The 16,111-nt window shown below is 68.1% G+C and carries 15 protein-coding genes and 1 pseudogene; 8 read left to right on the top strand and 8 right to left on the bottom strand.

The annotated features are described in order from the left end of the window. The coding region (locus tag CSW60_RS21855; RefSeq protein ID WP_099539107.1) for a hypothetical protein at positions 1-354 on the bottom strand (354 nt) is incomplete at its 3' end. Positions 355-540: 186 nt separating this feature from the next. On the opposite strand from CSW60_RS21855, the gene CSW60_RS21850 reads away from it, so the two are divergent. From CSW60_RS21850 to CSW60_RS24195, 4 genes and pseudogenes are all read left to right on the top strand, one after another. After that, on the top strand, positions 541-1,713 hold the full coding sequence (locus CSW60_RS21850; RefSeq protein ID WP_062099989.1) for an acyltransferase: 1,173 nt from the start codon (positions 541-543) through the stop codon (positions 1,711-1,713). A gap of 13 nt (positions 1,714-1,726) precedes the next feature. Next, positions 1,727-2,200 (top strand): DUF411 domain-containing protein, encoded by a 474-nt coding sequence (locus CSW60_RS21845; protein ID WP_062099990.1) that lies wholly within the window; start codon positions 1,727-1,729, stop codon positions 2,198-2,200. A gap of 21 nt (positions 2,201-2,221) precedes the next feature. Further along, positions 2,222-3,340 (top strand): glycosyltransferase, encoded by a 1,119-nt coding sequence (locus CSW60_RS21840; protein WP_062099991.1) that lies wholly within the window; start codon positions 2,222-2,224, stop codon positions 3,338-3,340. A 54-nt stretch (positions 3,341-3,394) separates the two neighbouring features. Then, a pseudogene (locus CSW60_RS24195) lies at positions 3,395-4,009 on the top strand (cadmium resistance transporter). Here CSW60_RS24195 and CSW60_RS21830 read toward each other — a convergent pair. The 6 genes from CSW60_RS21830 to CSW60_RS21805 form a co-directional block, all read right to left on the bottom strand. After that, positions 4,006-5,361 (bottom strand): HAMP domain-containing sensor histidine kinase, encoded by a 1,356-nt coding sequence (locus tag CSW60_RS21830; RefSeq protein ID WP_062099992.1) that lies wholly within the window; start codon positions 5,359-5,361, stop codon positions 4,006-4,008. The pseudogene CSW60_RS24195 and the gene CSW60_RS21830 overlap by 4 nt on opposite strands. Beyond that, on the bottom strand, positions 5,358-6,032 hold the full coding sequence (locus CSW60_RS21825; protein WP_062099993.1) for a response regulator transcription factor: 675 nt from the start codon (positions 6,030-6,032) through the stop codon (positions 5,358-5,360). Before CSW60_RS21825 ends, CSW60_RS21830 begins: the two co-directional genes overlap by 4 nt. Positions 6,033-6,151: 119 nt before the next feature. Beyond that, entirely contained in the window at positions 6,152-8,335 is a 2,184-nt protein-coding gene (locus CSW60_RS21820; RefSeq protein ID WP_099539106.1) for a TonB-dependent siderophore receptor, read from the bottom strand. Positions 8,336-8,480: 145 nt separating this feature from the next. Next, on the bottom strand, positions 8,481-8,876 hold the full coding sequence (locus CSW60_RS21815; protein ID WP_062099995.1) for a response regulator: 396 nt from the start codon (positions 8,874-8,876) through the stop codon (positions 8,481-8,483). Between the two features lie 101 nt (positions 8,877-8,977). Next, the gene (locus tag CSW60_RS21810; RefSeq protein ID WP_062099996.1) at positions 8,978-9,448 is read right to left on the bottom strand and encodes a nuclear transport factor 2 family protein; all 471 of its coding nucleotides are present in this window, start codon (positions 9,446-9,448) and stop codon (positions 8,978-8,980) included. An 84-nt stretch (positions 9,449-9,532) separates the two neighbouring features. Beyond that, complete coding sequence (locus tag CSW60_RS21805) at positions 9,533-11,644, bottom strand: TonB-dependent receptor (RefSeq protein WP_062099997.1); 2,112 nt, start codon at positions 11,642-11,644, stop codon at positions 9,533-9,535. Between the two features lie 316 nt (positions 11,645-11,960). Between CSW60_RS21805 and fliQ the strand changes: the two genes are divergently transcribed. Together fliQ and CSW60_RS21795 are read left to right on the top strand one after the other, a co-directional pair. Continuing rightward, positions 11,961-12,224 carry a flagellar biosynthesis protein FliQ gene (gene fliQ / locus CSW60_RS21800; protein WP_062099998.1) on the top strand — a complete coding sequence of 88 codons (264 nt, stop codon included), beginning with the start codon at positions 11,961-11,963 and terminating at the stop codon, positions 12,222-12,224. Positions 12,225-12,300: 76 nt separating this feature from the next. Continuing rightward, complete coding sequence (locus CSW60_RS21795) at positions 12,301-12,993, top strand: cytochrome c (protein WP_082749843.1); 693 nt, start codon at positions 12,301-12,303, stop codon at positions 12,991-12,993. A gap of 7 nt (positions 12,994-13,000) precedes the next feature. Here CSW60_RS21795 and CSW60_RS21790 read toward each other — a convergent pair whose 3' ends face one another. Beyond that, entirely contained in the window at positions 13,001-13,393 is a 393-nt protein-coding gene (locus CSW60_RS21790; protein ID WP_062099999.1) for a helix-turn-helix domain-containing protein, read from the bottom strand. A 64-nt stretch (positions 13,394-13,457) separates the two neighbouring features. Here CSW60_RS21790 and CSW60_RS21785 point away from each other — a divergent pair, with 64 nt between their 5' ends. Then, positions 13,458-14,114 (top strand): cation transporter, encoded by a 657-nt coding sequence (locus CSW60_RS21785; protein WP_062100000.1) that lies wholly within the window; start codon positions 13,458-13,460, stop codon positions 14,112-14,114. A gap of 41 nt (positions 14,115-14,155) precedes the next feature. Next, positions 14,156-16,090, top strand: a complete 1,935-nt coding sequence (locus CSW60_RS21780) for a cytochrome c/FTR1 family iron permease (RefSeq protein WP_096033045.1) — start codon at positions 14,156-14,158, stop codon at positions 16,088-16,090. Positions 16,091-16,111 lie beyond the last annotated feature (21 nt).

Below are 16,111 nucleotides of genomic sequence, written 5' to 3'. Positions count from 1 at the left end.
TTCGCCAGGAATCTTGGCGGTGAACTTCAGCGCCCAGGTTCCGTCGGTCGGCAGGTCCGCGCGGAAGGTGTAGACCCCGTAGTCCAGGCTGGGGGCGAAGAAGGCGGGCAAGGCCCCATCCGCCTGCCCCTCCGGCGAGCGATCGACTTGCAGATTGCTGAATTGGACCTGCGGAACCAGGCGATTGTCCAGCCGCCAGACCCGAACCTGCAGCTGTACGGCCACGCCGCGCGCCACCACAGACGCGATCGGCTCGAAGCGATAGTCCGTCGGCGCGGCATGGCCTGTCGCCGGCCACAGCGCCAGCCCGGCCAAGCCCGCCAGGCGCCCGATGCGCAGTCCTTGCGACCTCATGTCCAATGTCCCGCTTGTCGCCGCCGCGGCGCGATCCACGCCAAGCAGTACGCAGGACCGCCGCTCAGCCCTCACCCTGGCGACGCCTTGGTCGATCCGCTCGCGGCCGCCCCGAAGACGTCCTTGCCCATCTGAGGGCTGGCCCCGCCCCGGCGCGTATACCGGCCAAGGATCGAGCGGGGTCAGATGCGTCAGGACAGGTCAGGAACAGCACCCGAGGCGGCCAGGGGGGCCTTTCCCGACGCCCTGCCGGCGCTGACTTCGGTACGCTTCCTCCTGGCCCTGGGCGTGGTGCTCTTCCACTATCAGCTGCAGTGGTCGTGGAACGCCTCGGCCTGGACCGGCCTGTTCAACCGCGCCCAGTACGGCGTCGACATCTTCTTCATCCTGTCGGGCTTCGTCCTGACCCATGCCTATCGCCAGCCCCTAGCCGAGGGGACGCTGGACTATCGACGGTTCCTGGTCGCCCGCATCGCGCGGATCTATCCGACCCATCTGCTGGTGCTGGCCTTCGTGCTGGTGATGGTCGGCCTGGCGATCCTGGTCGGCGCAGAGTTTGACCGCGGCCTCTATAATCCCCTGGGCCTGGCCGCCACCGTGCTGCTGGTCCAGGCCTGGCTTCCTCAGACCTTCGTAGCGGATTGGAACGGTCCGTCCTGGTCGTTGTCGGCGGAATGGTTCGCTTACCTGGCCTTCCCGGCCTTCGCCTGGATCGGCGTCGCGCTCGCCCAGCGTCCCTGGCGGCTGCTGAGCCTGTCGGCGCTCGTCTTCGTGGGCGCGGAGCTGAGCTATCAGGCGATGTTCGGTCAGACCGTGGTCCACGCCCAAGCCAATCTCGGGGTCCTGCGGATAGCACCGGAATTCATCTACGGCATCGCCCTTTATCGGCTGGGCCAAGGCTTGCGACCGACGCGGGTCCAGGCGCTCGCGGCAGGCTGGCTGTCGGCGACGACGCTATTGCTGTTGATGCACTTCAAGGCCGACGACCGCCTGGTGGTCCTCGCCGCCGGTCCGGTGATCCTGGCGCTGGCCGTGCTGTCGACGGCGCGCGCCGATCGCCTTCTGTCGCACCCCTGGATGCTGGTCGCCGGCGAAGCATCCTACGCGCTCTATCTGCTGCACATGCCCGTGCTGATCGGCTGGAAGGGCGTGGTCTCGATCCTGACGGGCCGTTCCAGCACCTATCTGCTCGGCGCCTGGGAGGTGGCGTGCCTGCTGGTCCTCAGCACGGCCGCCGCGCTCATCATCCACCACCGCTTCGAAGCGCCCGTGCGCGGCAAGCTGCGACGAGAGACCGACCGGCTCTGGCCCGCCTCGGTCGCCCGCCACGCCAAGGCCACCTCTCCTGATTCCCACTGAAATGAGTCCAGACATGGCTAAGTTCGCTTCCCCGCCTGACCGCCGGGCCCTGCTCGCCGCCGGCGCGGCGCTCCTCCTCGCCGGCTGCGCCCAGGCCGCGCCGCCCGGACGGTTCGTTCTCTACAAGACGCCGATCTGCGCCTGCTGCACCGCCTGGCTGACCCAGATGGAGAAGGCCGGCTTCAAGGCCACGGTGATGGAGATGGACGATCTCTATCCGATCCAGGCGCGCTATGGGATCACGCCCCAACTGGCCTCGTGCCACACCGGTGTCATCGACGGTTTCGTCTTCGAGGGCCATGTGCCGCCGACCGACGTCGCGCGCTTCCTGAAGGAAAGACCCAAGGGCCTGGGCCTGACCGTCCCGGGCATGCCGCTGGGCTCGCCCGGCATGGAAATGCCGGGCGGCCAGCGCGATCCGTTCGACACCCTGCTGGTGCTGGACCGCACCGGCAAGACGGCGGTCTTCGCCCGGCACCGGACCTAGCGTGGTCGGGGGGATGTCGCGATGAAGATCTGCTACGTGATCAACTCGCTGGACGGCGGCGGCGGCGCGCTGCCGCTGCCACGGATCCTGGCGGTCCTGCGGGCCGCGGGCCATGAGGTCTTCGTAGTCTCGCTGATGGAGCGCGATGGCTTGGCCCGCCCAGTGCTGGAGGCGACGGGGACGCCCTATGCGGTCATCGGCGGCGCCAAGCGCCGCTTCGTACGCACCGCGCTGCGGCTCAACCGCATCGTCAAGACCATGGCGCCGGACCTGATCTGGACTTCGCTGAGCCATGCGACCGTCACCGGCCAGCTGGTCGGCCGGCTGCAAGGAATCCCTGTGGTCAGCTGGCTGCATAACGCCTGGCTGAAGCCGGTCAACGCGATGATCATGCGCGCGACCGTATCGCTGACCCGTCACTGGATCGCCGACTCCGACACCGTCGCGGCGTTCGGCAAGCGCGTGCTGAACATCGACCAGGACCAGATCAGCATCTGGCCGATCTTCCAAGCCGATCCCGAGGCCCCCGTGGCCAAGGCGGCCGACAGCGGCAAGTTCACGATCGGCAGCCTAGGGCGACTGCATCCCAACAAGGGTTATGACGTGCTGATCGAGGCCTTGGCCCGCCTGCGCGATACCTCGCCGGCCCGGGCCAGAACGCTCCAAGTGCTGATCGCCGGGGATGGCCCCGCGCGGGCGGACCTGCAGCGCCGTGTCGCCGAGCTGAAGCTGACCAATGTCTGGTTCGTCGGCTTCGTCGCGCCTGGCCCGTTCCTGGCCCTGCTCAATGGCTATGTGCAGCCCTCCCACCATGAAGGCTTCGGCATCGCCGCCCACGAGGCGATGTGCGCGGGCCTGCCCGTGATCGCCAGCCCGGTCGGCGAAATGGCAAACAGCATCAGGGCCTCGGGCGGCGGCGTGTTGGTCGACTATGGCGACGTCGAAGCGTTGGCCGGGGCGTTGGAGAACCTTGCCAAAGCGCCGCAATGGGCCTTTGAGTGCGGCCAGGAGGGGCGCGCCTGGGTGATGGCCCGCTATTCGCGGTCAGCCTTCGCGACCAATGGCCTGGCCGCGATCCGGGCCGCCGGTGTCGGCGTGGCCGGCCTTGGTGCGCCCCGCGCCAGCACCGCCGCCCGTTAGCCGCCGCATCCGCGCCAGCAACCCTCGTTCAAAGCCAGTCGCCCAGGTCAGTCCATGGATTTCGCCACTCTCGCCCTTGCGGTTCCGTTGTTCGCCGTCACCAATGTCGACGATATTTTCGTTCTGGTCGGCTTCTTCTCCGACCGGCGATTTCGACCGCGCCAAGTGGTGGTGGGCCAATACCTGGGCATGGCGGTTCTCGTTGGCGCCAGCGTTCTGGCGGCGCTGGTCTCGCTCGTCCTGGCGCCGCCCTATGTGGGCTTGCTAGGCCTGATCCCCCTCGCCCTGGGCCTCAAGAAGCTGTTCGACCTGCGCAAGCCTATCGATGCGGCCCAAGACGAGATTCCCGATCGGACCGGCGCGTCGGGGCTGGGCAAGATCATCGCCGTCGCGGCGGTGACCATCGCCAATGGCGGCGACAATCTGGGTGTCTAAGCGCCGTTTTTCGCCACCCGCACCGCCGGCCAGATCGTCATCACTGCCGCTGCTTTCCTGGCCATGACCGCGATCTGGTGCCTGCTGGCCTTCTGGCTGGTCAATCACCGCACGATCGGCGCTCCGATCCGCAAATTCGGACACATCGTCCTGCCCTTCGTGCTGATCGCGATCGGCGCGCTCATCCTCCATGAGGCTGGGAGCTTCAGGCTCATGGCCGGAGCCTTGCTCTAGGCGCGCGACAGGGTCAGGGACACCGCCAGACCCGGCCTGGCGTCCTCCAAGCGCAAAGTCGAGACGTGGGCGCGCGCCACCGCGCCAGCCAGCGTCAGGCCCAGGCCGTGACCTGGCTTGTGACGGCTCTGCTCCAGCCGCGAGAACCGCCGCAGCACGACCTCATGCTTGTCGGCCGTGATGCCTGGACCATTGTCGCGAACGCAAAGGACCGCATCGGAGGCCGTCGCGGCCAGTGACACGACGATGAGCGTGCCCAGGGGCGTGTGGCGAGCGGCGTTTTCGATCAGGTTGACGAGCAGTTGGGACAGGAGGTGCTTGTCGCCTTCGACCGCCAGGCCGGGGTCGATGCGCGCGCGCAGGACATAGCCCGCGGCCTCGACATCCGGACGCAGAGCGTCGAGGCAGCGCTCCACCAGGCCCGACAGATCGACATGTTGGAATCCAGCCCGAACCTCCAGGCTTTCGATCTCGGCGATCCTCAGAAGCGCGGCGAAGAGGTCGAGGATCTCCTCGGCGTGGGCTGAAGCGCGCATCAGGGCTAGCCGGGCGCCCTGGTCGCCGTCACCGGCGGGCTGGCCTAGCGCCGTCTCCAGAACCCCATGAAGGCGGGTCAGCGGCGTGCGCAGGTCATGGGCAATGTCGCTGGAGACCTGCTGCAGGGTTTCCATCAGCACCTGCATGCGGTCGAGCATGTGGTTGAGAGTGGCGGCCAGCGCGTCGAACTCCTGGGACGCCGGGTCGCGCGGCATGCGGCGGGTCAGATCGCCGTCGACGATCGCCTGGGCCGCGGCGCTGATCTGGGCCAGGCGTCGCTGAATGATCGCCCCGAGAAATCCGGCCCCGCCCACGCCCAGCAGCAGCGTGATCGAAAGCGCCGCAGCGAAGACCTTGAGCAGTGCCAGATCCGCGGCGTCGACCGGCGCGCGGTCGGCGGCGACCACCAGCCGGCCGCCTCCCGGCAAGGCCGTGGTCAGGGCCTGGGCGACGCCGCGCGCGCCGCCACCGTCCTCGAAGTCGAGATGTTCCAGCCACCCCGGCTCCGGCGGCGAAGCACGCAGGGCGCCGGCTAGGCGCTCGCCCCGCGCGCCCACCAAGATGTAGCCCATCCCCTCGCCTCGCCCCTCTGCTTCGCGCAATCCGATCGCCGCGACCAGCGCGGAGGGGCCGCCGCCTCGCCGCGCCGCCAGCAGCCCTTGGGTCTGCACCAGGACGCGGTGGCGGAGCTGACGTTCGAGCGCCTCGTGCGAGACGCGATAGACGATCAGGCCCAGGATCAGGGTGGCCAGCGACAGCAACCCGGCGATCAGAAGGACAAGGCCCCTGGTCGATCGAGGAAAGAGCCGGATCATTCGCTGCGGATCATGTAGCCCGACCCGCGCTGAGTGATGATCGCGTCGGTGGCGAAGCCGGCGTTCAGCTTGGCGCGCAGGCGGCTGATGTGGGTCTCGACGATGTTGGTGCGTGGATTGAAGCCAAGCTCCCAGACCGCTTCGAGGAGCATGGCGCGGGTCATGAAACGATGGGGGTTGCGCATCAGCACCTCCAGCATCGTGATCTCGCGCGGCTGCAGGTCCAAGCGCTTGCCGCCGCGCCGCACGACGCGTCTTTGCAGGTCCAGTTCCAGGTCCAGCACCACCAGCGCCTTTTCGGGCCGGGCCACGCTGGCCCGGCGCGCGATCAGGTTCAAGCGCGCGTGCAGTTCGGAGAAAGCGTAGGGCTTGATCAGATAGTCGTCGGCCCCGTTCTCCAGCGCCTCGACACGATCGGCGATCCGACTCATGGCCGTCAGCATCAGGGCGGGGGTGCTCACCCCGCCCGCCCGCAGCATCTTCACGACCTGCAGGCCATCCATGCCCGGCAGCATCCGGTCCAGGATCAGGACGTCGAAGACCTCGTTCATGGCCATCAGCAAGGCTTGCACGCCGTTGTCGGTGCGTGAGACGCCATGGCCCACGGCGCGCAAGGCCTGCGCCAGATGGTCGGCGGTCTCGTCGTCATCCTCGGCGATGAGGATTCTCATGGTCTTGGTATCCTTCAGGCGCGCGCCCCGATGCGCGCCCGGCCTCAAGCTGACGCCGACCAGAGCGCGGGGCTCTGGTCGGCGTCGAACCGGTCGGTCTTGTCCGTCGCCCCGCGGGGTCAGAAGCTGGCGGACAGGCCCACCTTCACCGCCGTCGGGGAGCCGGGGGTGAGGTTGGAGTTGCTCTGGGCGAACGGGTAGTAGCGCGCCCCAAAAAGGTTCTCGGCATTGACCTGCGCCTTCAGCTTGTCGTTGATCTTGAAGTAGGCGGCTGCGTCGACCCGCGTGTAGCTGGGCATGACCACGAGGTTGTCGCTCGAGGCGAAACGCCGACCCTGGTAGACGACGCCCGCGGCCAGACCGAGCCGATCGGTGGCCTCGAAGCGACTCCACAGCGAGGCGCTGGTCTTGGGCATGTTGGCCAGCTGGTTGCCGGCCTTGACCGTGCCCGACACGTTGTCGCGGAAGGTCCCGTCCGAATAGGTATAGGCGCCCACCAGACTCACCCGGTCGCTGATCTGGCCGGTCGCGCTCAGCTCCACGCCCTTGGTGCGCTGGCGGCCGATCGGCACCGTCGGCGAGGCGGCGTTGTTGGGGTCGCTGAGGGCCAGGACGTTGCTGCGATCGAGCTGGAACACCGCCGCGGCCAGGTTGAGTCCCGGCAGGACGTCCCACTTGGCCCCCAGCTCGTAGTTCTTGAACTGCTCGGGATCCAGGTTCTGGTTGCTGATCGACAGGCTGGTCAGTTGCTCGCCGCCGCGCGGCAGATAGGTCTTGGAGAAGCTGGCATAGAGCGAGGCGTTGGCCGCGGGCTTGTAGATCACCCCCACGCGCGGCGACCACAGGGTGTCGGTGACGTCGAAATCGCGCTGCTGGCCCACCGGGAAGCCGACCGTGCGGCGGTCGGTGACCTTGGTGTTGAAGCGTTCGTAGCGCAGGCCCAGGACCAGCTCGACCTTTTCGCCCAGCGCGATCTGATCCTGGGCATAGACGGCCGCCAGCTTGGTGACCCCGGCGTTGTCGCCGCTGCTGGCGATCGCGACCCAACTGATCGGTTGGTTGATGGTCGGCGCGGTGACCGGGACGGTGACGGTGGTCGCCCCACCCGCGAACCGGCCTTCCAGGCGCAGGTTGCTGGTCTCCTGGCGTCCGAACTCGGCCCCGACCAGGAGCTTGTGCGTCACGCCACCGAGCATCAGATCGGCATTCAGGTCGGTCTGGTTGATCAGGTTCTTGCGCTGGGTGCGGTTGTTGTAGGCCGAGATCGGAACCGCGGTTTCGGCGGCGTTGACCGCGCCGGTGAAGACGTTCTGGTAGAACTTGTCATAGTCGGCGTAGCGGGTCCGGTTGCGGATCGACACCCGCTCGCTGATCTGGTGGGCGACGAACAGGGTCAGGGCGTCGGTATTGGTCCAAGTCGGGCTGGCGGCCGGATCGCCGAAGAAGACGTCGCGCGGCGTGCGCAGCGGCGTCACCGGGCGGGTCGCGCCGGCCGGCAGATAGCGGGCCGGCACGCCGCGATCGGCGATGCGGTCATCCTCGAAGTGCTCGTAGCCGAGCTGGACGAGGGTGTCGGGCGTCAGCCGCAGGGCCGCCGTCGGATTGAAGCCCCAGCGCTCCAGGGACACGCCGTCGCGATAGCTGTCGCTGTTCTGGTAGACACCGGCCAGGCGCAGGGCGAGCTTGTCGTCGACGCCGTCGCCCAGGTTGAACTGAACGCGCTTGTGATTGAAGCTGCCGGCTTCCAGCTGCACCTCGCGCACGCGCTGCCAGTCGGCCATCTTGGTCACGCGGTTGACCACCCCACCGACGCCGCCACGACCAAAGATCATGGCGTTGGGGCCGCGGAAGATCTCCAGGCGCTCGATGTTGTAGAGATCACGGTAGGTCTGAATGTCGTCGCGGACGCCATCGACGAAGAAGTCGCCGGTGGAGGCGTTACCGCGGAACACCAAGGTCTCGCGGTTGCCCTCGCCCTGAGCGGAGAACACGCCGGGCAGGTAGCGGATGGCGTCGCCGATCCCGCCGGCCGCCTGATCCTGGATTTGCTTGAGCGAGACGATGCTGACCGACTGGGGCGTGTCGATCAGGGCGGTGTCGGTCTTCATCGCCGACAGGGTCTTGCTGACCTTGTAGCCCTGGCGGCTTTCGGTCTGGCCGGTGATCGTCACACCGCTCAGTTCGGTGGCCTCCTGGGCGCGCGTGGCCGGGCTGGAGGATTGAGCCCACGCCGCCGAAGCGATGAGCGCGGTCCCGCTGACGGTGAGCAGCAGAGCAAGACGAGGAAGGTTCTGGATGCGCATGACGGACAAGCCCCACACTTTGCAGTTGCGACTGCGAATTAATTGTAGGTGGCGTTTGTCGTCAGCCGACGGAGAAGTCCAGTCGCGGCGAAACAAGCTTCGCAACTTGTATAGTTCGCGCAATCGGGCGGAGAGTCTGGGCGTTTCATCGCACATCCTGTGCGCCTGGATCGGCGCTAGGGCGCTCGGCCGCGAGCGCCTGGGCGACGCATGTCAGCAGCTGGTCAACCGAGAAGGGCTTGGGTAGAGCCACGTCGGCCCCCAGGATGGCGGCCATGCGCAGCAGCACCATGGGGTCGAAGGCGCCGATGCCGCCGCTGATGGCGGCGATGCGCACGCCGGGCCAGGTCTGCTTGGCCTTGAGAATGATCTCGATGCCGTCCAGGTCGGGCATGAAGAGGTCGGTCAGCAGGAGGTCCGGCCGCAGGTCTATCAAGGCCAGCGCGCTGCGTCCGCACTCGGCCTCGACGCAGGCATAGCCCGCGTCGGTCAAGATCTCGGCCATCAGACCCCGGCAGGCGGGATCATCGTCGGCGACCACAATAAGCTTTTGCCCCACGGACTTGCCCCACACGCCTTGCGGCTTTCTAGGGGATACGCAGGCTTGGCCCTTTGCCCTCGCCGACGACGGCGTCCTGGCCGCTACTTCTTGGCGGGCGGCGCTTTGGACGAGATGTGCAGCTGGACGATCCGCCAGGCCCCGTCGGTCTTGACCAGGACCGCGGTGGTCGCGCCCAGGCGCGAGAGCGGCATGGGCTTGCCCTTCAGCCGAACCTCATAGCCATAGGTCTCATAGGCCCAGGCCACATCGCCGGCTTGGCGGACGCTGACCTTGCGGTCCTTCACGGTAAAGCTGTCGAACTCGGCCAGCTCGGGACCAAGGTGATGGTGGAGATAGGTCTCGAATGAGCCTTCCAGCCGCCCGCCCTCGATGACGATGCTGTCCTTGGAAAACAGCGGCCCCATGCGCGCGGCGTCCTTCTGCGACAGCGCCTGAGTGAACTGATCGACCACGGCGCGAACCTCGGCGGACGGATCGCGGGTTTGCGCGCCGGCGCTCGTGGGCAGGGCGAAGGCGGCGGCCAGGCTGGCCGCCAGGAACATGGATTTCATGACTATTCCCCGAAATTGAACATGGAAAACCTGCGACCGACGTCCTCGCGGGCTGGTGGGAGGACGCGGCGCAGGCCGCCGCCATCAGAAGCGTCGCAGCATCTGCACGCCGTACTGACGCGGCTCCCCAAAGACGGAGAGCGGCAGTGCCGGGTTGGAAACCCCGGTCGCATCCGTGCCGACCGTCTTGTAGGTGGCGTATCGCGCGTCGGTCAGGTTGCGGGCGAAGATCGACATCTCCCAGACGCCGCCTGCCGGCGCGAAGGTGGCGCGTGCATTGACCAGGGTGTTGGGGTCCTCGGAGAACTGCCGCAGATTGTTGGGCTTGAAATAGACCCGATCGCGCCAGCCCACGTCGCCACGCAGGGTCAGGCTGTGGCCGTCGGCGAACTCGAAGCGATAGGCCGCCGCGAAGGTCAGGTTCCACTTGGGCGCATTGGGCAGCGTGTAGCCGGCCAGGCTGACGCCCTGGTCGAAATAGCGGTCGTACTGGGCGTCGAGATAGGCGGCGGTGGCGGTCAGATCCAGGCCCGCGACCGGGCGGGCGACGATCTCCAGCTCCCCGCCCTTGAGCGTGGCCTTGCCGGCGTTGGTGGTGGTCGCCACCCCGTTGATGTACTCGACCACCTGCAGGTCGGTGTAGTCGTAGTAGAAGACGCTGAGATTGGCGCGCACGCGCCGGTCCCACAGCATGGATTTGACGCCGCCTTCGTAGCTCCAGATGTATTCGGGGCGGAACGGACGTCCATCGCCCAGCTGGAAGCCGCCCGACTTGAAGCCCCGCGTCACCGAGGCATAGGCCATCACGTCGTCGCTGACGTCGTACTGCACGCCGAGTTTGGGCGTCCAGGCGCGCCAGGAGGCCTTGGCCGCCTCCCCGCCCGCATCGACGCCGCCGACCTTGGCGCGATAGGCAAAATTCTTGCGCTCATAGCTGTAGCGCAGGCCCGCGGTCAGGCGCGTGCGGTCCATGACCCGATAGGTCGCCTGGCCATAGAGCGCCGCGGCGTCGGTGACATTGTTCTCCGGCAGGGCAAGCTGACGCCCGGGCTCGAGGATCTGCAGCTGGTCGCGGGCCTTTTCACGCAGGTAGAAGGCGCCGGCGATCCATTCCAGGCGTTCGGCGTCGTTGTTGCTGACCTGCAGCTCCTGGGTGAACGAGCGCGAGCGCTCCCACAGGGTGATGTTGCGCAGGAAGAGATTGGTGGCGTCGACGTCGAGAACCTGATCGACCGTGCTGGCCCGCAAGGCGGTGATCGACTTGAAGGTCAACGGCGCGGTGACATAGGTCGCCGTGGCCGAAACCCCGCCGTTCTCGACATTGTTGCGCGGCCGGGTGTCGAGGATCAGCTCGTCGCGGCCGCGCGGGATGGTCGCGCCCGCCAGGGCGAAGGCGGCCGGATAGCTGGCGCGCAGCGAGGGATAGCCGGTCTCGCGGTCGCGGCCGTAGTCGGCGCGCAACACCACGTCCAGCTGGTCGCTGACCAGGAAGGACAGCGTGCCCCGGACCGCGGCGCGATTGATGTTCTGGTAGTCCTCGCCGGTCTTGGGATTGGAATAGATCCCGTCGCGATCGTTCTTCATCACGGTCAGCCGGCCCCGCACTCGCTCGCCGAGCGGCCCCGACACCGTGCCGCTGAAGGTGCGGCGGTCGTAGTTGCCCAGGGTGGCGCTGACGACGCCCTGCAGGGTGGCGGTCGGCGCCTGGGAGGTGATGTTCAGCGTGCCGCCCGCCGAGTTGCGGCCAAACAGGACCCCTTGCGGCCCCCGCAGCAGCTCGATGCGCTCGACGTCGAACATGTCCTGGTAGCTGGTGGTCGGCCGCGGGATGTAGACGCCGTCATAGTGGACGGTCGAGCTGGGATCGGTGGCCACGCCGAAGGCCGAGGTGCCGATGCCCCGGATGTTGATGATGGCCATGGAGTCGTTGGTGATGGTGATCCCGGGCGTGAAGACCTGAAGGTCCTCGATGGTGGCCGCGCCCAGGGCCCGGAGCGTGTCGCCGGTGATGGCGGTCACCGCCACGGGCGTGTCCTGCAGGTTGGTCTCGCGTCGCTCGGCGGTGACGACGATCTCTTCGAGCGCCGCGGGCGCTTGGGTTTGGGCTTGGGCCCAGGCGCTGCCCGGAACAGAGGCGAGCGCTAGGGTCAGGGCGAGCGCCGACGCGCCCCCCAGGCCTTGACGATTGGCTTTCACGAAAATCTCCAAAAAAGCGGTTTCTGTCTGGGGTACGCGCTAGCCGCCCGCGGCCCCTCAAGCCCGCGATCACGGTCGGTGAACGACGTTCTAGTCTGCCGTTTTCGCGAGCGACGGCCGGGTTGCGGCGGCGCGAACGCAATCCTACGCGCCCGATGAGGGAAGTCTTCCCCCGCTGCGTAAGGCAAGGCAGCGGCGCCTTGCGCCGCGGCGGTTTTCCCGGAGCAAGGCAGATGCCCGCGACTTCGGTTCAGGATGGGTTTGTCGATGAAGCGCCTATCGCCCAGTCCGCCCCGCGCGGCCCCGAGCGCCCCCGGTGAGCGGGGCCGAGGTCCTGGACGTGGCGCGCGAGGCGATCTGGCTGACCATCCAGATTTCCGCGCCGGTGCTGATCGTCGGCCTGGTGGTCGGCGTGGTCATCGGGCTCTTCCAGGCGCTGACCCAGATCCAGGAACAAACCCTGGTCTATGCGCCCAAGATCGTCGCGATCTTCGTGGCCCTGCTGATCTTCCTGCCGATGATGGCCGCGCTGATGAAGGCCTTCATGGTCCAGATCGCCAAGCGCATCGCCGGCCTCTAGCGCCCGCCCGCGCTCAGGCGCGCCACCGACAAGAACGCGTCTCACCGAGACCATGTCCCATAGGGAGGGATAGACCATGAAGTTGTTCGGCTGGAACCTCGCGCACCCGCGCACCCATCTTGGCATCGCCCTGGTGCTGGGGGTCGCCGCCCTCCTGGCGGCGCTGATCGCCGGCGTCACCATCGGCCTGGGCGTCTACAACATCGGCGCTGACGCGCCCCACACCCGGCCGGTCTACGCCCTGCTGGAGACCCTGCGAAACCGTTCGATCAGTGTCCGGGCCGCCAGCATCCAGCCGCCCGACAATCTGAGCGATCCCAAGCGTATCGCCAGCGGCGCGGGGCTCTATACGCAGATGTGCAGCGGCTGCCATCTGGGTCCGGGCCTGGAAAAGACCGAGATGAGTTGGGGGCTCTATCCGCAGGCGGCGGAACTTTGGCGCACCACCGGGCGGCCCCCTGGCGAGCAGTTCTGGGTGATCAAGCACGGTATCAAGATGACCGCCATGCCGGCCTGGGGCCGCACCCATAGCGACGCCCTGGTGTGGGACATGGTCGCCTTCGTGCGACAGCTGCCGTCGATGTCGCCCGAGCAGTACCTTGCCGCCACTCAGAACGCGCCGGCCGACCACGACGCGGTGATGAAAGAGGGCGGCGACATGAAGGGCATGCCCGGAATGAAGGACATGAAGGCCGTGCCGGACATGAAGGACATGCCGGGCATGACGACGCCGGCGCCGTCCAAGGTCCCGGTCGGCCGTGAACCCTGATCCGCGCCTAGCCGGCCAGGGCCTCGATCACCCGGCAGTCGGCGGCCGGGCCTTCGCAGCCCGTCGCGACCAGGCGCGCCAACTCGGTCCGCAGCCCTTCCAGGCGCGCGATCTTGGCCTCCACCGCCTGCAACTGCTCGGCGGCCAGGCGATTGGCGTCGCCGCACGATCGGTCCGGATGGTCCGAAAGGTCCAGCAGGGCGCGCACCGCCTCCAGCGGGAACCCCAGCTGGCGAGCGTGGCGCACGAAGGCCAGGCGTTCGACGATCGCGGGCTCGTAGATCCGCCGATCGTTGGCCGCGCGCCGGGGCGCGGGCAACAGCCCGATCTCCTCGTAGAAGCGGATGGTCGGGATCTTCACCTCGGCGGCCTTGGCCACCTGTCCGATCGAAAGGGTCATGGGCGCTCCTGGCCAAGCTCTATCGGCTTGATCCTCTAGTGACTAGAGGATGCACAAGGATCCGATGAGCACCGCGCGCGACACCAGTCCCCTCCCCGCCTCCTGCGGCTGCGGCAGCCCCGCCAAGTTCGACGGGACCTCCCCCGCCTATCGCCGCGCCCTGACCTTGGTCATCGCCATCAACCTGCTGGGCTTCGCCATCGTCCTGGTCGGCGGGATGATCGAGGGCTCGGCGTCCCTGTCGGCCAACGCCCTGGACTTCCTGGCCGATAGCGCCACCTACGCCATAAGCCTGTGGGCGATCGGCAAGTCGGTGAAGGTCCGTACGGGCGCGGCGCGGTTCAAAGGCCTAAGCCTGGGCGCGGTGGCCCTATCGGTCGCCGCCATCGCGATCTGGCGCGCCTGGCGTGGGGCCGCCCCCTCCGGCGAGATCATCTCCGTGCTCGGCCTGGTGGGCGCGCTGGCCAATCTGGTCGCCGCCGCCCTGCTGGTGCGTTTTCGCGACGGCGACGCCAATGTCCGCTCGGTCTGGCTCTGCACCCGCAACGACCTGATCCAGTGCCTGGCGGTGGCTGCCACCGGCGGCCTGGTCTGGCTGACCGGATCGCGCTGGCCCGACCTGATCGCCGGCCTCGTCCTGGCCTGGATCTTCCTCTCCTCCGCCGTTCAGATCGCGCGCCAGGCGCGCGACGAGCAACGCGCCGCCCTCACCGCTCCCTAGACCCATCGCCCGCCCGGCCCGAACAGACTATTGGAATGATAATGATTGGCGCTCTCAAACCCACCCTGACCAGCCTGGTCGTCGCCTTGCTCGGGGCGGTCCTCACCCTGGCTCCGGCCCAAGCCCAGGAAGCCACGCCGGCCCAGACCGTCTGGCGGCTTCTCGACTATGTCGCCGTCGACTATCCCGGGGCTGTGAAGGACGGCAAGGTCGTCAGCGCGTCCGAATATGCCGAGATGAACGAATTCGGGGCCCAGATCCGCGACCGGATCGCCAAGCTCCCCGCGAGCGCCGTGCAGCCGGCCCTGCTGGGCGAGGCCGAGGTCCTGCAAGCTTCGATCGCTGGCAAGAAGGATCCGGCCCTGGTGGCGGGCCAGGCCCACTGCCTGGCCGCCGATCTGCTGGCCGCCTACCCCACGCCCCTGGCCCCTACGCGGGCGCCGGACCTGGCGCGCGGCGCGGCGCTCTATGCCGAGCAGTGCGCGGCCTGCCATGGGGCCGACGGCCGCGCCAATGGTCCCAACGCCGCGGGCCTGGATCCACCGCCGATTGCCTTTGCCGACGCCCAGCGCGCCCGCCAGCGCAGCGCCTTTGGCCTCTACCAGGTCATCCAGCAAGGCCTGGATGGCACGGCCATGGCCAGCTACGCCCACCTGCCCAGCGACGATCGCTGGGACCTGGCTTTCTATGTCGGGCGCTTTGCCTTCACCGACGCCGAGGCCAAGACCGGCGAGACCTTGTGGAACAGCGACCCGGCCGTGCGGGCGCGCTTTGCCAACCTGCAGGCCCTGACCCAGACGACCCCGGCGGCCCTGGCCGCGGCGATCGGCGAACCCAAGGCCCGCGCCTTGACCGCCTATCTGCGCCGCCATCCCGAGGTCGTGGTCCAGGCCACCACCGGCACGCTGGACATCGCCCGGCGCAAGCTCGACCTCAGCCTGGCGGCCTACACCGCGGGCGAACACCGTAAGGCCGCCGACCTGGCGCTGGCGGCCTATCTCGACGGCTTCGAGCCGGTCGAACCGGCCCTGCGGGCGCGGGACGCGGCGCTGATGCAGCGGATCGAAGGGGCCATGGGCGAGGTGCGCGGCGCCATCGGCCGGGGCGCGCCGATCGGCGAGGTGCGCGGCCAGATCGAACGGCTGGACGCCCTGTTCGGCGCGGCCGCCCAAGCGCTCGCCCCGGAAAAGGCCAGCAGCGCCTCCAGCTTCGCCGGCGCCCTGACCATCCTGCTGCGCGAGGGCCTCGAAGCGCTGCTGATCGTGGTGGCCATGCTGGCCTTCCTGCGCAAGGCCGACCGCGCCGACGTCCTGCCCTATGTCCATGGCGGCTGGATCGCGGCCCTGGCGGCCGGCGGCCTGACCTGGGCGGCGGCGACCTATCTGATCTCGATCAGTGGGGCCAGCCGCGAACTGACCGAGGGCTTTGGTTCGCTGATCGCCGCCGTCGTGCTGATCTCGGTCGGCATCTGGATGCACGGCAAGTCCCAGGCCGACGCCTGGCAGGTCTATATCCGTGAGAAGCTGTCCAAGGCGCTGTCCAAGCAATCGGCCTGGTTCCTGTTCGGCCTGGCCTTCCTGGTGGTCTATCGCGAGGTGTTCGAGACCATCCTCTTCATGACGGCGCTGTGGAGCCAGGGCGGCGGCGCGGCGATGCTGGCTGGGGTCGCCACGGCGGTCGTCATCCTGGCGGCGATCGCCTGGCTGATGCTGAACTTCAGCAAGCGCCTGCCGATCGGCCAGTTCTTCGCCTACAGCGCCGGCCTGATGGCCCTGCTGTCGGTGGTCCTGGCCGGCAAGGGCGTGGCGGCCCTGCAGGAGGCGGGCCTGATCGACCTGCACCCGCTGCACACGCCGCGCGTCGAGTTGCTGGGCCTTTATCCCACCGTCGAGGGGCTCTTGGCCCAGGCGCTGACGATCATGGCCCTGGCCGCCGGCTTCTGGTGGGGCCGGCGGGCCAAGCCGTCGACGACCTGAGGCCACGCAAGCGGCGGGCCG

The sequence above is a fragment of the Caulobacter sp. X genome, assembly GCF_002742635.1.
GTDB lineage: Bacteria > Pseudomonadota > Alphaproteobacteria > Caulobacterales > Caulobacteraceae > Caulobacter.
Note: the sequence above shows the minus strand (reverse complement) of the source record. Positions and strands in the feature narration are given on the sequence as shown.

Coding starts and splice junctions, on each gene's coding strand:
- CSW60_RS21850 (WP_062099989.1), top strand. CDS start 541: ATGCGTCAGGACAGGTCAGGAACAGCACCCGAGGCGGCCAGGGGGGCC.
- CSW60_RS21845 (WP_062099990.1), top strand. CDS start 1,727: ATGGCTAAGTTCGCTTCCCCGCCTGACCGCCGGGCCCTGCTCGCCGCC.
- CSW60_RS21840 (WP_062099991.1), top strand. CDS start 2,222: ATGAAGATCTGCTACGTGATCAACTCGCTGGACGGCGGCGGCGGCGCG.
- CSW60_RS21830 (WP_062099992.1), bottom strand. CDS start 5,361: ATGATCCGGCTCTTTCCTCGATCGACCAGGGGCCTTGTCCTTCTGATC.
- CSW60_RS21825 (WP_062099993.1), bottom strand. CDS start 6,032: ATGAGAATCCTCATCGCCGAGGATGACGACGAGACCGCCGACCATCTG.
- CSW60_RS21820 (WP_099539106.1), bottom strand. CDS start 8,335: ATGCGCATCCAGAACCTTCCTCGTCTTGCTCTGCTGCTCACCGTCAGC.
- CSW60_RS21810 (WP_062099996.1), bottom strand. CDS start 9,448: ATGAAATCCATGTTCCTGGCGGCCAGCCTGGCCGCCGCCTTCGCCCTG.
- CSW60_RS21795 (WP_082749843.1), top strand. CDS start 12,301: ATGAAGTTGTTCGGCTGGAACCTCGCGCACCCGCGCACCCATCTTGGC.
- CSW60_RS21790 (WP_062099999.1), bottom strand. CDS start 13,393: ATGACCCTTTCGATCGGACAGGTGGCCAAGGCCGCCGAGGTGAAGATC.
- CSW60_RS21785 (WP_062100000.1), top strand. CDS start 13,458: ATGAGCACCGCGCGCGACACCAGTCCCCTCCCCGCCTCCTGCGGCTGC.
- CSW60_RS21780 (WP_096033045.1), top strand. CDS start 14,156: ATGATTGGCGCTCTCAAACCCACCCTGACCAGCCTGGTCGTCGCCTTG.